Annotated in this window: 13 protein-coding genes; 3 read left to right on the forward strand and 10 right to left on the reverse strand. The window is 70.3% G+C overall.

The annotated features are described in order from the left end of the window. The first annotated feature begins 172 nt into the window (after positions 1-172). Positions 173-1,075, forward strand: a complete 903-nt coding sequence (locus P0M04_RS01705) for a PAS domain-containing protein (RefSeq protein ID WP_259449049.1) — start codon at positions 173-175, stop codon at positions 1,073-1,075. Between the two features lie 54 nt (positions 1,076-1,129). Continuing rightward, positions 1,130-2,443, forward strand: a complete 1,314-nt coding sequence (fliD, locus tag P0M04_RS01710; RefSeq protein WP_259449048.1) for a flagellar filament capping protein FliD — start codon at positions 1,130-1,132, stop codon at positions 2,441-2,443. Between the two features lie 3 nt (positions 2,444-2,446). Here the strand turns inward: fliD and P0M04_RS01715 are convergent, their stop codons facing one another. The 5 genes from P0M04_RS01715 to P0M04_RS01735 form a co-directional block, all read right to left on the reverse strand. Beyond that, entirely contained in the window at positions 2,447-4,693 is a 2,247-nt protein-coding gene (locus P0M04_RS01715; protein ID WP_259449047.1) for a putative bifunctional diguanylate cyclase/phosphodiesterase, read from the reverse strand. A gap of 1 nt (position 4,694) precedes the next feature. After that, positions 4,695-5,330 carry a methylamine utilization protein gene (locus tag P0M04_RS01720; RefSeq protein ID WP_259449046.1) on the reverse strand — a complete coding sequence of 212 codons (636 nt, stop codon included), beginning with the start codon at positions 5,328-5,330 and terminating at the stop codon, positions 4,695-4,697. Then, positions 5,330-5,782, reverse strand: a complete 453-nt coding sequence (locus P0M04_RS01725; protein ID WP_259449045.1) for a nuclear transport factor 2 family protein — start codon at positions 5,780-5,782, stop codon at positions 5,330-5,332. The genes P0M04_RS01720 and P0M04_RS01725 overlap by 1 nt, the downstream gene beginning before the upstream one ends. Before the next feature lie 109 nt (positions 5,783-5,891). Next, positions 5,892-6,860 carry an HDOD domain-containing protein gene (locus P0M04_RS01730; protein WP_259449044.1) on the reverse strand — a complete coding sequence of 323 codons (969 nt, stop codon included), beginning with the start codon at positions 6,858-6,860 and terminating at the stop codon, positions 5,892-5,894. Positions 6,861-6,985: 125 nt separating this feature from the next. Beyond that, complete coding sequence (locus tag P0M04_RS01735; RefSeq protein WP_259449043.1) at positions 6,986-7,729, reverse strand: SDR family oxidoreductase; 744 nt, start codon at positions 7,727-7,729, stop codon at positions 6,986-6,988. A gap of 97 nt (positions 7,730-7,826) precedes the next feature. Here P0M04_RS01735 and P0M04_RS01740 point away from each other — a divergent pair, with 97 nt between their 5' ends. Beyond that, positions 7,827-8,723 (forward strand): AraC family transcriptional regulator, encoded by an 897-nt coding sequence (locus tag P0M04_RS01740; RefSeq protein ID WP_259449042.1) that lies wholly within the window; start codon positions 7,827-7,829, stop codon positions 8,721-8,723. 5 nt (positions 8,724-8,728) lie between these two features. On the opposite strand, the gene P0M04_RS01745 is transcribed toward P0M04_RS01740, so the two are convergent. The 5 genes from P0M04_RS01745 to P0M04_RS01765 are packed head-to-tail and all read right to left on the reverse strand — an operon-like array spanning position 8,729 to position 14,315. Further along, positions 8,729-10,201, reverse strand: a complete 1,473-nt coding sequence (locus P0M04_RS01745; protein ID WP_259449041.1) for a leucyl aminopeptidase — start codon at positions 10,199-10,201, stop codon at positions 8,729-8,731. A 13-nt stretch (positions 10,202-10,214) separates the two neighbouring features. After that, positions 10,215-11,045, reverse strand: a complete 831-nt coding sequence (kynA, locus tag P0M04_RS01750) for a tryptophan 2,3-dioxygenase (RefSeq protein WP_259449040.1) — start codon at positions 11,043-11,045, stop codon at positions 10,215-10,217. Positions 11,046-11,057: 12 nt separating this feature from the next. After that, a complete protein-coding gene (kynU, locus tag P0M04_RS01755; RefSeq protein ID WP_371877287.1) occupies positions 11,058-12,311 on the reverse strand; it encodes a kynureninase in 1,254 nt (417 codons plus the stop codon). Beyond that, positions 12,311-13,297 (reverse strand): N-acetyl-D-Glu racemase DgcA, encoded by a 987-nt coding sequence (gene dgcA, locus P0M04_RS01760; protein ID WP_259449038.1) that lies wholly within the window; start codon positions 13,295-13,297, stop codon positions 12,311-12,313. The genes kynU and dgcA overlap by 1 nt, the downstream gene beginning before the upstream one ends. Beyond that, a complete protein-coding gene (locus P0M04_RS01765; RefSeq protein WP_259449037.1) occupies positions 13,287-14,315 on the reverse strand; it encodes an N-acetyltransferase DgcN family protein in 1,029 nt (342 codons plus the stop codon). The genes dgcA and P0M04_RS01765 overlap by 11 nt, the downstream gene beginning before the upstream one ends. Positions 14,316-14,328 lie beyond the last annotated feature (13 nt).

The raw sequence follows: 14,328 nt of genomic DNA on the forward strand, positions 1-14,328 counted from the left end.
GTGATGTTGCGCCGCCACATATGGAAAGGTTTGCATTTCCATTTCCCTCGTTCAGCGCCGCGCAGTCGTGTACATACATTAGGAATTTCGCAAAGGAAATGATATTTTGTGAAACGTCCATCGATGTGTTGCGGAGGCCGCCGTGCCCGTTGTCAGTGCAGAGCTCCTGTTGATGTTGATGCCGCTTGCGGCGGTCATCGCCATTCTGCTGGGATGGCAGCAGCAGCGCCTGGCGGACGCGCGGCGCGACAGCCAGGACACGCACCGCGCCATCCTGACCATGGAAGCCGCGTTCGCCCACGTGCCCGTCGGACTGGCCGTGCTGGACCTCGACCTGCGCTACGTGCGCATCAACCGGCTGCTGGCCGAGATCAATGGCCTGCCGGTCGAAGACCACATCGGCAAATCGATCCACGACGCCATCCCCGAGATCGCGCCCAGCGCCGAACTGCGCATCCGCCAGGTCATGACGAGCGGGATCGCCAGCCTGGGCGCCGTGTTCGATGGCGCGACGCCGGCCCAGCCGCACCTGCGCCGCGTGTGGCGCGAAAGCATCTACCCGGTCATCGACCGCAACGGCGCCCTGCTGGGCGTGACTGTCGTCGTCGAGGAAATCACCGAACAGCAGCGCCTCGCCGGCGCCCTGCAGGACAGCCAGCGGCGCGAGCAGCGGCGCACGAGCGAACTGGAGGGCGTGATGCAGGCGGCGCCCGCCGCGCTGTTCGTCGCCAGCGACCGGGAATGCCGGCGCGTCAAGGCGAACCCCGCGGCCGAACGCCTGCTGCGCCTGCGCCGCGGCCAAAACCCAGTGGCGGACGATCGCGGCGGGCGGGCCTTCTCCGTGTACGAAGGCAACCGGCAGTTGGCCCTCGACCAGTTGCCGCTGCAGCGCGCCGCCGCCACCGGCGAGGTCGTGCGCGACGCGTCCCTGACGTTACGCTTTGCCGACGACGACCGGCTGCACGTCGTCATCAATGCCCTGCCCCTGCGCGACGAGGCGGGCGAAGTCGTGGGCGCGGTCGCCGGCTTCGTCGAGGCACCACCTGCCGCGGCGAAGGCGGGGATTGACGGGTAAACTGCACGATGTTCAGTAAATGAAACGGCAAGCTTGCAGGGATAATACAAAGCCATGACGACCACCATTCCATCGAGGACGACGGCCACCGCCAGCCAGGGCCTGGCCGACCTGTACGGCGCCGCCGTGAAGTCGCTGAGCGCCCGCAACGCCGGCCTGCAGGGCATCGACGCGCAGATCAAACGCGACGACGCGCGCCTGTCCACGCTGGGGCGGCTGGCCAACGTGCTGGACGACGTCAGGTCCGTCGCCGGCACCCTCGCCGCGAGCGGCCTGAAACTCGCGACGCAGGTCGACGGCAAGCTCCTCGACGCGCGCATCACGGCGTCCGGCGCGGCCGCCGGTACGCACAAGATCGACGTGAAGCAGCTGGCCCAGGCCCAGCAACTGGTCACGGTCCGGGTGCCGACGGCCACGACGCCGATCGGCAGCGGCGCGCCGACCCTCATCAAGGTCGAAGCGGGCGGCAGCACGAAAACCATCCGCATCGACGCGCCCGACAATACGCCGGACGGCATCGCCGCCGCGTTCAAGGCGGCCGGCATCGATGCCAAACTCGTCGCCGACGACAAGGGCGTCGCGCTGAGCCTCACGAGCCAGCCCGGCGCCGCGAACGCCATGCGCATCGGCGTCTCCGGCGACCCGGCCCTGCAGGCGCTGCTCGCTTACCAGCCGGGGACGCGCGGCGCGGTGACGCAGGCCGGCGCCGCGCAGGATGCCATCGTCAACGTCGACGGCAAGACGGTCACCAGCGCCGGCAACAAGGTCACGGGCGCCATCGCCGGCGTCACGCTCGACCTCAAGGCCAAGGGCACCGGCACTGTGACGCTGGCCGGCGACAACGCGGCCATCGCGAAAAACGTTAAGGCGTTCGCCGACGCCGTCAATGCAATGCCGGGCCGCCTGGCCGCACTGAAGACGAACGACGTCGCCTCCGACCGCACGCTCGCGCAGATCCAGGACCAGGTCACGCGCCTCGTCGGCGGTACGGATCCTGCCGCGCTGGCGGCCATTGGCATCAGCGCGAAGAACGGCAAGCTGGCGGTCGACGAGGCGAAGCTGAACGCGGCCATCGCGCTTGACCCGGACCAGGTGGCCAAGGTGTTCGCGAACGGCGGCTCGGGCCTCGCGGACAAGGTCGGCGCCGGCATCGCGCAGCAGCTGGCGACGGGCGGTACGCTCGCCGGCCAGGCCGCGGCCGTGGCGAAGGACCGCGATGCGCTCAGCGACAAGAAAACGCAGATGACCCAGGCCGTCAACGCGCAGGCCAGCAGCCTGGTGCAGCAGTACGCGAATGCGGGCAGCAATTCGCTGTTCGGCCTGATGAACGGCGGACGACCGATGTCCGCCTTCGACTTCCTCGCCTGACGCTCAGACGACGGTGTCCAGCCTGAAATCGGCGAGCCAGTCCTGCAGCTGCGCCGCCGTCATCGGCCGGCCGATGCAGTAGCCTTGCGCGATGTCGCAGCCGTGCTCGCGCAGCCAGCGCAGTTCCGCCGGCGTCTCCACGCCCTCCGCGACGACCGTCAATCCCAGCGCGTGGCTCAGCATGATGGTCGATTCGACGATGGCCGCGTTGCGCGGCGATTCCGTGATGGCGGTGATGAAGCTGCGGTCGAGCTTCAGCTCGTCCACGGGCAGGCTTTTCAGGTAGGCCAGCGACGCCTGGCCGACGCCGTAGTCGTCGATCGACAGCTTGATGCCGAGGCCCGCCAGTTCATCGAGGTGGGCCTGCGCCAGCGCCGGATCGTCCATCAGCGCGCTCTCCGTGATCTCCAGGCACAGGCGGCGCGCCGGCACCGCGTATTGTTCCAGCAGGCCGCGCACGCGCCGGCCCAGGTGCGGATCGAGCAGGTCCAGGGTCGACAGGTTCGCCGACACGGCGATGTCCAGCCCCGCCGCATGCCACGCGGCGGCCTGGCGCACGCTTGACTCCAGCACCCACGGCGTGATCTCGCGGATGAAACCCGTCTGCTCGGCGAACGGGATGAAGCGCGCCGGCGCGATGCTGCCGCGCTCCGGATGCTGCCAGCGCAGCAGCGCTTCCACCGCCACGATGCGTCCGCCGGCCAGCGCCAGCTTGGGTTGATAAGCGAGCGTGAATTCGCCGGCCGCCAGGGCGCGCCGCATGTCGCCGATGAGGGACAGCTGCTCGTGCGCCGTTTCGCCGCCCGTCTCCTGCGCGAACGCGACACCGGCATGGCGTCGCTTGGCCGTGGCCAGCGCCAGCTCGGCGCGCCGCAGCAGCGTGGCCGCATCGAGGCCGTCGTCCGGATACAGCGCGATGCCGACGCCGGCCTCGATGTCGAGGCGCTGGCCGTCCAGCGTGACCGGGTCGCGCAGCGCGGCCAGGACGGTGTCGGCGAAGCGGCGCGCGGCCTCGAGGCCGGCGCCCTCCAGCAGGAACGCGAACTGGTCGCCCCACAGGCGCGCCAGCATGCCGCCTGGCGGCACCAGCGGTTGCAGCTGGCCCGCCACGGCGCGCAGCAGGCGGTCGCCGACGAGGTGGCCCAGCGCATTGTTGATGAGGGCGAAGCGGTCGACGTTCACGACCATCACGGCCCCGCCGCCCCCCGGCGTGAGGCGCGCGAACGCTTCCAGGAAGCGGGTGCGGTTGGGCAGGTCCGTCAAGGCGTCCACGTAGGCCAGCCGGGCGATGCGCTCTTCGCGGCTCGCGATCTCCGTGCGCATCTGCTCGAAGCTGCCGGCCAGCTGTCCGATCTCGTCGCCCTGGGCGGGCGGCAGCGGCTGCGCGTAATCGCCCTGCGCGATGCGGCGCGCGGCGGCGGACAATTCATTCAGGGGCCGGACGATGCGCGCGGCCAGCATCACGCTGCCGGCCGCGAACACCAGCACGGCCACGACGATCACCCCCAGCAGACGGCCCTGCAACTGTTCGAACGGCGCCTGCACCTGCGCGACGGGCAGCCGCAGCGCGGCCTGCAGGCCGCCGTCCAGCGGCACGCTCACGGACGCATCCTGCGTGCCGACGGGTGAGCCGGAGGACGCGAGCACGCCGGGCGTCCCCGCACGCACGACGTGCACGCCGAGGCCCGTGATGCCGGCCATGTCGGCCGCCCAGCGGTCGTCCACGTGGAAGCCCATCGCCACCCACGCGATGCGCGTGGGCGCCAGGATCGGCACGAGCACCACTTGATAAAGCTGGCCGTTGCGCATCTGGCGCAAGCCCGCGCTGCGCCCGGACGCTTCGGCGGCTGCGAGCAGGTCGGGGAACGGGAACGGATCGCCGGCCGCGCTGGCGCGCTGGGTCGTGGCGATCAGCCTGCCATCGGTGCCCGCGACCATCATCACCTGCGCGTGGATGCGCTGGCCATGGTTGCGGATCACGGAGCGCACGGTGGGCTGGTCCTGCGTGGCGATCGCCTCGCGGAACGCGAAGTCGGCAGACAACACGGCGGCCGCCGTCTCGAGCTGGCGCTGGTTCTGTTCGAGCAGGCGCTGGAACACCTTGGCGCCGACGGCCAGTTCGCGCCGCGTCTCGCGCTCCACGATCCGCGCGCTGCTGTGGTGGACGAGCGCCAGCACGAGCCCCATGACCAGCACGAGCAGGCCCACGAAGACGATGGCGATCCGATGCCGCAGCGATCTCGATGACATGTCAGTAACGGTCCGGGTCGTCCTCGGTGTGGGGCTTGGGCTGGCGCGGACGCGCGTCGACCACGAGGGCCATGCGCACCGGCGCTTCACCGTTCTCGATCTCGATGTCTTGCGGCGCCACGACCGCCTTCTGCAGCGGATGCCACGGCCGCACGCGGTAGCGCCCCGCCGGGACGCCGGCCACGGTGGCACGGCCGTCCGCGCCCGTGCGGGCAAAGTATGGCGTGTCGACGACCAGCACATGCGCCTCCATCCAGTCGTGGATGTTGCAGCCGATGTCGACCTGGCCCGGCTTGTCGAACACGACGGGCTGGCCCGGCTTGCCGGCATACAGCTTGATCTCGAAGCGCTTCGGCTCGGAGAACGAGTACACGTGGTGGCGGATCGTGTCGTTGTTGGGGAAGTCGACGCTGGTGCCGGTCTGCACGACGGTCATCCACGGGATGAATTCGCGGCCCCGCTGCTCGATGGCCGCATGGCCGCGCGCACGCGGGCGCGCAGGCGTGCCCGCGACCGGCTCGACGAGCACGGCGGCGTCGGCCAGCGGCGTGCCGGCCGGCGTCTGCACGAGCACCTCGACGGGCGCGGCGCCCGCGCCACCCGTCAGCAGCAGCGCCGCGAGCACCAGCGGACGCATTACGGATCGATCTGCAGCGCGGGCGCGATCTGCCACACTTCGGTGGTGAGATCGCCCTCCCGATAGGTCAGCGCGTGCCAGACCTTCATCGGCAACTTTCCACCGTAGCCGGCGCCGGCCTCCACCGACGTGCCGCGCGGATTGGTGAACGCCTTCAACTTGCCGAACGTCGCCGGACGCGGCTGGCCGCCGTTCGCCGCAATGAATTTCTGCCACACGGCGCGGATCTCGGCCTTGCCCCGGTAACGGCCGTCGAGCGGCCCGCCGACCCACTCCATATAAGCGTCGTCGGCATAGTCGCGCATCAGGGCGTCCAGGTCGCCGGCGGCAACGGCGTCGAGGTGCGTCCTGGCCTTGGCCTCGTCCAGCGGTCCGGCCACGGCCTGGCCGCCGCACACGGGCAGCAATGCGAATGCCAGCAGCAGGGATGCAACCTTCGTCTTGCGGATCATCGTGTCTCCTCCACGCGTAGTTATTGCCTAGGCAAAAGTTTCGTGTCTGAAAATCATGATTACACGGAAACCCGGCCGTGGCAACACGGAAGAAGAACGATGTGGCGGATCAGCTTTCGACTGTGCCCAGCTTGCCGAGGCAGCGGCGCTGGAAGTTGTCGAGACCGTCGGTGACGAAGTCGTCGTCCTCGTCGATCACATGGCTGTCGATCAGCATCCGCAGCTTGGCGATGCGGTCGCCCAGCGCGAGCGCTTGCGCCAGGTTCTCGTCGCCTGCATCGCCGGCATGCGCGATGGCGTCGGCAACCTCCTGCGGGAAGTCCCAGTGCTTCGCGATGGCGGCCGACAGCAGGCGGCCTTCGGCCAGCAACTGCGCCCCGAATTCGCTGGAACCGGGCACCTTGTTCTCTTCGCAGAGGCGATCGGCCAGGCGGAAACCGACGACGAGACCCAGGTTCTGCATCAGGCCGGAGAGATAGGCTTCGAACGCCCCCGCAGTCAGGCCGGGCGCCATCAGGCTGGCGGCCAGCGCGCATTTCTCGGACTGGGCCCAGACGTGCGGCGCCGCCAGGCGCGTGAAACCGGTCGTCTGCAGCTTGATGATCGGCCGGAACGCGACGCGCGCCAGCAGCATGCGCAAGCCGTTCTGGCCCAGCATCATGAGGGCCGCCTCGACCGTCTTCACGGGCGACATCGGCCGGTAATAGGCGCTGTTCGCCTCGCGGATGACTTCGGCCACGAGCACGACATCCTGCGCGACCTGGCGCGCCAGATCGGCATTCGACGCCTCGTCCTGCAGGCTGCGCAGCAGTTGCGGGATCACTTCGGGCACGCGCGGCACCAGTTCGGCCGCACTCGCCGGATCGCGCGCGAGCGCGCGCACCTGGTCGAGGATCGCCGTCTGGACGGCGTCCGAGGCGTCGTAGCCGGAGGACGCGGTCAGCCAGCGGTAATACGTGGCCTCGATTTCGGCGGGAATGCCACCCGGGTGTTCGTCCGCCTCCGCCGCGGCGGGAGCCGCCTTGGTGTCGGCCGTGTTGTCGGAACCGCCCCGGAGGCGGCTGATCCAGTTTTTCATAGGCGTTGGGGCTGCGCAGCGATCATGAGCCCTATTGTAGTCCTGTTGCAGGCTGCGCGCGAAGTACCTCAGGCGGAATGATGCCGCAAGGCAACAAACCGCCGGCTCGCATTGTCGGAAATGAATCAGCGCGACGCCGCCAGGGCCTCGGCATCCGCGCCCGCGGGAATGCGCATCGGCGCAGCAGGATCCGTCACGGCCCGCCAGACCGCCTGCGCGACGTCCTGCGCCTGCGTGACCGGCCCCGGCTCGCGCATGCCGTTGAACACCTCGTCCAGCAGCGGCGCGTACTCCGCCGGCACATCGCCCTGCATGAGCGCGCGGGCATTCTCGCCGAAGCTCGTGGCGGGCGCGCGGCCCGGCAGCACGAGGCGCGCCCGGATGCCCAGCGGCGCCAGTTCCAGCGCCAGCGATTCCGTGAACGCATTCACCGCCGCCTTGCTGCCCCGGTAGACCGACAGCAGCGGCATGGGCGCGAGGGTGACGACCGACGTGACGTTCACGATCACGCCCGCGTGCCGGGCGCGCATGGCCGGCAGCACGGCCTGCGTCATCGCGATCGTGCCGAGCGTGTTCGCCTCGAACACGGCACGCGCCGTCTCCATCGACACGGCTTCCAGCGGATTGATCACGCCGACGCCGGCATTGTTGACGAGCGCGTCGACCGGTCCCGCCGCGGCGATGGCGGCGCGGATGCTGTCCGCATCCGTCACGTCCAGCGCGACGATGCGCAGGCGGCTCGATGCCGGCAGCAGGTCCGTGCGCGGCGTGCGCATCGTGGCGACGACGTGCCAGTCGTTTGCGAGGAAATGGCGGGCGATTTCGAGGCCGAAGCCGGACGAGCAGCCGGTGATCATGACGGTTTTCATGGGAACTCCTGTGTGGGTTGGCGATACCAGAACGATACCCGTCGAAGTCCGGACGCGCTACAATCGCCAGTCCACGATACTTTTGTGAGAGTCCGGAATGATCGATCCCTTGACCGACGTGGTCGGCCTGCTGCGGCCGGGCGTGCGCTTCACGAAGCTCGTCGGCGCGGCGGGGCGCTGGGGCGTGCGACGCACGGAAACGGGCCAGCCGACGTATTGCGCCATACTCGACGGCACGTGTCTGCTGACTGTCGACGACATGGATCCCATCGCGCTCGAACCCGGCGACTTCGTGCTGATCCCCGCCACGTACGCGTTTGCGATGTCCAGCCTGCGCCCGCCGCCCGCACGCGACTTCGACAAGCCTCCCGCGCAGGTCGCGCCCGGCGAAGTCCGCCACGGCACGCCCGACGGCGCGCCCGACGTGCGCTTCCTCATCGGCCATTGCGAGTTCGCGGCGCCCGACGCGGCCCTGCTCGTATCCCTGCTGCCGCGCGTCGTGTACGTGCGCGGCGAGCCCCGGCTGGCCACGCTCGTGCAACTGGCGAACGACGAATCGCGCGCGCAGCGTCCCGCACGCGAGGTCGTGCTGGCGCGCCTGCTGGAAGTACTGCTGATCGAAGCGCTGCGCGGGGCAACCGGGACGCAGCCTTCGCCGGGCCTCGTGCGCGGCCTCGCGGACGCGCGCCTCGCGAACGCACTGCGCGCGCTGCATGCGGCCCCCGCCCGTGCCTGGACGGTGGCCGACCTCGCACGCGAGGCGGCGCTGTCGCGCTCCGCCTTCTTCGACCGTTTCAGCCGCACCGTCGGCATGGCGCCGATGACGTACCTGCTGACCTGGCGGATGGCGCTGGCGCAAGACCTGCTGCGCCGCGGCGCGGGCAGCGTCGCCGAGGTGGCCGAGCGTGTCGGCTACAGCTCCGCGAGCACGTTCACGGTCGCCTTCGCGCGGCACGTGGGGCAGCCGCCCGCGCGCTATGCACGCGCGGCCTGAAGGTGCTACCGTCCTGCCCGGGCGCGCAGGAACGCGACGAGCAACGGCACCGGCCGGCCGCTGGCCCCCTTGGCACCGCCCTGCTCCCACGCCGTGCCGGCGATATCGAGATGCGCCCAGGTGTAGGCGCGCGTGAAATGCTCGAGGAAGCAGGCCGCCGTGATGCTGCCCGCTCCCGGCGTGCCCAGGTTGGCCAGGTCGGCGCAGGCCGACTTGATCTGCTCCTGGTACGCATCGTCGAGCGGCATCCGCCAGGCCGGGTCGCCGCTGGCGCTTCCGGCGGCGATCAGCGCATCGGCCAGCCGGTCGTGTTCGGGGTCGGACCGCGTGAAGAGCCCCGAACGGTGGTGGCCGAGCGCAGAGACGCAGGCGCCGGTCAGGGTCGCGATGTCGACCACGGCGGCGGGCTTGAAGCGCGCCGCGTAGGCCAGCGCATCGCACAGGACGAGGCGCCCTTCCGCATCCGTGTTCTGCACTTCCACGGTCAGGCCGCTCATCGACGTGATGACGTCGCCGGGTTTCACGGCGCGGCCGGACGGCAGGTTCTCGCAGGCCGGGACGAGGCCGATCACGTTCAGCGGCAGGTGCATCTCCGCGATGGCGCGGAACGTCCCGAGCACCGCCGCCGCGCCGCACATATCGTATTTCATCTCCTCCATGCCCGCGCCGGGCTTGAGCGAGAGGCCGCCTGAGTCGAACGTGATGCCCTTACCCACCAGGACCACCGGCGCCTCGCCCGGCTTGCCGCCTTTGTGCTTCAGGACGATGAACTGCGGCGGCACCTCGCTGCCCTCGGCCACCGCCAGCAGGCAGCCCATGCCCAGCCGCGCGACCTGCGTGCGGCCCAGCACCTGCACGCCGCAGCCCCAGTCGCGGCCCAGCTGCCGTGCCGCGTCGGCCAGGTGAGCCGGTGTGCAGATGTTCGCCGGCAGGTCGCCCAGCGTCTTGCACAGGTCCACGCCATTGGCCATGGCACATGCCTGGGCCAGGGCGGCCTTCGCCGCCGCGTCAGGCGTCGCCGCGAGCACGATGCGCCGGACGCCCGCCGCCGGCGCATCCTTCCGGCTTTTCAATGCATCGCGCCGGAACACGCCCGCGCGCGCGGCCGCGACCACGCACGCGATGGCCCAGGCGCGGTCGCTCCCGGCCACGTCGTCGAACGGCAGCGCGACGGTCGCCTGCGCCGTGCCCAGTGTGGCGAACACACCCAGCATGGCACGCACCGCCGTCGCGAATGCCGCCTGCGTGAGCGCGCCCTCGTCGCCCAGTCCGACCAGCAGCACGCGCGCCGCGCCGCCGACGCCATGCAGCAACAGCGTGGAACCCGGCTTGCCGCTGATATCGCCGGAGCGCAGCGCCAGCGTGATGGCGTCGTCCCCGTCCAGCGCGCGTGCCTGCGCCGACAGGCACCGTTGCTCGAATACCCCCACGGCGATGCAGCCGCTCCGTTTGTCGCTTTCCCTGATACTGAAATCCATGCGTCCTCTCGTCCTAGATCTCGGTGCGCAGCGCGAACAGTTCCGGGAACAAAACCGTCTCGAGCATCTTGCGCAAATAGCCGACGCCGTTCGTGCCGCCCGTGCCGGGCTTCATGCCGATGATGCGTTCCACCGTCGCCACATGGCGGAAGCGCCACAGCCGCATCGCCGTTTCCAGGTCGACCAGCTTTTCCGCCAGCGCGTACAGGGGCCAGTGGCGCTGCGGGTCACCATATACGTCCTGCCAGGCGGCCAGCACCGAGTCATCGGCGACCGCCGGCGACGTCCGCTCGCCCGCCAGGCGGTCCGGCGCGATGGCGAAGCCGCGCCGCGCCAGCAGCATGACGGCTTCGTCGTACAGCGACGGCGTCCGCAGCTCCCGCTCCAGCTGCGCATGGCGCGCCGCCACGCCGGCATGCACGGCCAGCATCGCGGCGTTCTTGTTACCGAGGATGAATTCGATCTCGCGGTACTGCCACGACTGGAAACCGGACGATTTGCCCAGGTAGCCGCGCAGCGCCGTGTATTCCGGCGGGGTCATCGTCGCCAGCACGTCCCACGCGTGCACCAGCTGGTCCATGATGCGCGCCACGCGCGTCAGCATCTTGCACGCGTGCGCCAGCTCGTCCCGTTGCAGCGCGGCGCGCACGGCACGCAGCTCGTGCAGCATCAGCTTCATCCACAGCTCGCTGGTCTGGTGCTGGACGATGAACAGCATCTCGTCGTGCGCAGGCGACAGCGGCTGCTGCGCCGCGAGGATCGGCTCGAGCGCGAGATAGTCGCCGTAGCTCATCGATGCCGAGAAGTCCATCTGCGCACCGTGCCACTCTCCTGTGTTTTTCATCTCTGTCTCCAATCACGTCACCGCGCTTCGTTCCGCCGCGACGTCGTAGTCTTCATGTTCGAGGATCTGCCGCAGGATCTCGACGGCATCCCACACGTCCGCATGGCTGATGTACAGCGCATTGAAGCCGAAGCGCAGCAGGGCCGGCTCGCGGTAGTCGCCGATCACGCCGCGTCCGATCAGCGCGGCCATGACGCCGAAACCGTGCGGATGCGCGAAACTGACATGGCTGCCGCGCCGTGCGTGCTCGCGCGGGGTGACCAGATCGAGCCCGTGACCGGCGCAGCGCGTCTCCACCAGGTCAATGAACAGGTCGGTCAGCGCCAGCGACTTCGCACGCACCGCCGCCATCGTCGTCAGCGCATACACGTCCAGTCCCGTCTCGACCAGCGCCATCGACACGATCGGCTGCGTGCCGCACAGCGCCCGCGCGATGCCGTCGGCAGGCGCGAATTCGGGTGCCATCGCGAACGGCGCGACATGCCCCCACCAGCCGGACAACGGCGTCGCAAAGCCGACCTGGTGGCGCCGCGGCACCCAGATGAAGGCCGGCGCGCCGGGACCGCCGTTGAGGTATTTGTAGGTGCACCCGACGGCGAAGTCGGCGCCGTCGCGGTCGACGGCGAGCGGCACCGCGCCGGCCGAATGGGCCAGGTCCCACACCGTCAGCGCGCCCCGTTCATGGGCATGCGCACTGAGGGCCGCCATGTCGTGCTGGTAGCCGGTGCGGTAATTCACGTGCGTCAGCATCACCACCGCCGTGTCGTCGTCGATCGCTTGCGGCAGCGCGGCGGCCGAGTCCACCATCTTGACCGTATAGCCGCGCGCGAGCCAGGCGGACAGGCCTTGTGCGATGTAGAGATCCGTCGGAAAGTTGCCGCGCTCGGTGACGATGACGCGCCGGCCGCCGTTGCGCGGATGCCGCGCCTGCACGGCCACGGCCGCGGCCAGCGCCTTGAACAGGTTGATGGACGTCGTGTCGGTGACCACCACTTCGCCCGCGCCCGCACCGATCAGCGGCGCGATCCTGTCGCCCAGGCGCCTGGGCAGGTCGAACCAGCCGGCCGTGTTCCAGCTGCGGATCAGGCCCTCGCTCCACTCCGCGCGGATCACCTGCGCGGCGCGTGCCTGCGCGGCGCGCGGTGCGGCCCCCAGCGAATTCCCGTCCAGGTAGATCACGCCCTCGGGCAGGTCGAAATGCGCGCGCAACGGCGCGAGCGGATCCCGCGCATCGAGCGCGATGCAGTCTTGTCGGTTCATGGCCATCACCCCCAGACACCCGCATCCGCCGCATCCAGCAGCGCCGCCGTATAGCGCATGCCCGGCGACCGGTCCTCGCGCAGCAGCAGCGGTCCGTCCAGGTCGACGTAGGCGCAATCCTGAGCCACGAGGTGGGCGGGCGCCATCGCCAGCGATGTCCCGCCCATGTTGCCCACCATGAGGCCGAATCCCCGCGCGCGCGCGGCTTGCGCCAGCAGCAGCGCCTCGGTGAGGCCGCCGCACTTGTCGAGCTTGATGTTCACGAACTGGTAGCGGCCGGCCAGGTTGTCGAGCGACGTGCGGTCGGTGCAGGATTCGTCCGCCGCCAGCGCAATCGTGGCCGCCAGGCCGTCGAGCTGCGCGTCGGTCCCGCGCGGCACGGGCTGCTCGACCAGTTCGACGCCATGGGCCTTCAGCTCGGGCAGGATGCGCTCCAGCAGCCGGCGGTCCCACGCCTGGTTGGCGTCGATGACGAGCCGCGCCTGCGGGTGCTCCTCGCGCGCCCAGCGCACCATGTCGACGTGGCGCGTGGCATCGGCCTTCAGCTTCAGCAGCGGAAACCGGCGCGCGGCGCGGATCTTGCGGCGCACGTCCGCTTCGCCGCCCAGGCCGATGGTGTACGCGGTCAGGACACGGCCCGCCTGGGCGCGACCGGCCAGCTCCCACACGTGCCGGCCCGCCTGCTTCGCGCGCAGGTCCCACAGGGCGCAGTCGAGCGCATTGCGCGCGCCGCCGGGCGGCAGCCAGCGCATCAGGTCCGCGCCCGCCGTATCGGCGCGCAGCAACGGCCGCACGGCGTCGACCTGCGCCGCGATCGACGCCAGTGTTTCGCCGTCGTAGGAGACGCCGGCCGCCTCGCCGCGGCCGGCGCGTCCCTGCGCGTCGCGCAGCGTCACGACGAGCACGTCGACGTCGGTCATCGTTTCACGCGCGATTTCGAACGGTTCGCGCAGGGGCCAGCTTTCGATGGCGATGGTGCATTCAAGCGTCATGATGGGTCTCCTCCGGTTGAACGATGGCGGCGGTCAGCGCCTCGACGCCGCCGCGCAGCGGGTCGACGACCGGCAGTCCGAGCTCGGCGCCGGTCCGGTCGCGGTACGCAGCCCACTGCGCGTCGTCAAGCGCGGACGAATTGACGCTGATGCCGATGCAGCGGATGGCGGGGTTGGTGAGGCGTCCCGCCCGCAGGTACGCATCGATGGCGTCGGCCAGCCGCGGCGTGGGAAAGGCCGGCAAGGCATCCAGCGCGGTGCGGCCGGGTTCGTGGCACAGCACGAGCGCATCCGGCTGCGACCCGTGCAGCAGGCCCAGGCTGACGCCCGCGTAGGCCGGATGGAACAGCGAGCCCTGGCCCTCGATGACGTCCCAGTGGTCGCCCGCGTTGTCCGGCGACAGGTGCTCGGCGGCGCCGGCGATGAAGTCGGCCACGACGGCATCGATGGCGACGCCGCTGCCGGCGATCATGATCCCGGTCTGGCCGGTGGCGCGGAACGTGGCCGGGATGCCCCGCGCCTGCAGCGAACGCGTGACCGCCAGCGCCGTGTATTTTTTACCCAGCGCGCAATCGGTGCCGACAGTCAGCAGGCGGCGGCCCGCGCGTTTGCGGCCGGTTCCGGTCACGCGCGGCCAGGCGCCGTGGCGCACGTCGTGCAGCTGCACTTGCGCCGCCGTGGCCGCGCGCACGAGTTCCGGAAAATCGTTCAGGCGGGTATGCAGGCCGCTGACGATGTCGAGGCCCGCGTCGACGGCCTCGAACAGGGTCGGCAGCCAGTGCGGCGGCAGCTGCCCGCCGGCCGGGGCGATCCCGATCAGCAGCGAGCCGGCGCCGGCGGCGACCGCCTCGGCGATGCCCATGGCGGGCATGCCGGTGCTGACCGCCGCACCGGCAAAGCGCAGTTCGCCGACGACGTCGTCGGGGCACCACTGGGCGACGCCGAGCGCGGTCTTGGCATCGACCGGCGTCCGGGCGTCGCCCAGGAAGAGCAGATAAGGTTTGCGAAGTACGAGCATGAAAATTCCGTTG

Origin of the sequence: Telluria mixta (assembly GCF_029223865.1) — a bacterium.
GTDB classification, from domain to species: domain Bacteria; phylum Pseudomonadota; class Gammaproteobacteria; order Burkholderiales; family Burkholderiaceae_D; genus Telluria; species Telluria mixta.

What these genes read in the sequence shown, in the direction of transcription:
- P0M04_RS01705 (WP_259449049.1), top strand. Translation starts at nt 173, where the DNA reads ATGTTGATGCCGCTTGCGGCGGTCATCGCCATTCTGCTGGGATGGCAG.
- fliD (WP_259449048.1), top strand. Translation starts at nt 1,130, where the DNA reads ATGACGACCACCATTCCATCGAGGACGACGGCCACCGCCAGCCAGGGC.
- P0M04_RS01715 (WP_259449047.1), bottom strand. Translation starts at nt 4,693, where the DNA reads ATGTCATCGAGATCGCTGCGGCATCGGATCGCCATCGTCTTCGTGGGC.
- P0M04_RS01720 (WP_259449046.1), bottom strand. Translation starts at nt 5,330, where the DNA reads ATGCGTCCGCTGGTGCTCGCGGCGCTGCTGCTGACGGGTGGCGCGGGC.
- P0M04_RS01725 (WP_259449045.1), bottom strand. Translation starts at nt 5,782, where the DNA reads ATGATCCGCAAGACGAAGGTTGCATCCCTGCTGCTGGCATTCGCATTG.
- P0M04_RS01730 (WP_259449044.1), bottom strand. Translation starts at nt 6,860, where the DNA reads ATGAAAAACTGGATCAGCCGCCTCCGGGGCGGTTCCGACAACACGGCC.
- P0M04_RS01735 (WP_259449043.1), bottom strand. Translation starts at nt 7,729, where the DNA reads ATGAAAACCGTCATGATCACCGGCTGCTCGTCCGGCTTCGGCCTCGAA.
- P0M04_RS01740 (WP_259449042.1), top strand. Translation starts at nt 7,827, where the DNA reads ATGATCGATCCCTTGACCGACGTGGTCGGCCTGCTGCGGCCGGGCGTG.
- P0M04_RS01745 (WP_259449041.1), bottom strand. Translation starts at nt 10,201, where the DNA reads ATGGATTTCAGTATCAGGGAAAGCGACAAACGGAGCGGCTGCATCGCC.
- kynA (WP_259449040.1), bottom strand. Translation starts at nt 11,045, where the DNA reads ATGAAAAACACAGGAGAGTGGCACGGTGCGCAGATGGACTTCTCGGCA.
- kynU (WP_371877287.1), bottom strand. Translation starts at nt 12,311, where the DNA reads ATGGCCATGAACCGACAAGACTGCATCGCGCTCGATGCGCGGGATCCG.
- dgcA (WP_259449038.1), bottom strand. Translation starts at nt 13,297, where the DNA reads ATGACGCTTGAATGCACCATCGCCATCGAAAGCTGGCCCCTGCGCGAA.
- P0M04_RS01765 (WP_259449037.1), bottom strand. Translation starts at nt 14,315, where the DNA reads ATGCTCGTACTTCGCAAACCTTATCTGCTCTTCCTGGGCGACGCCCGG.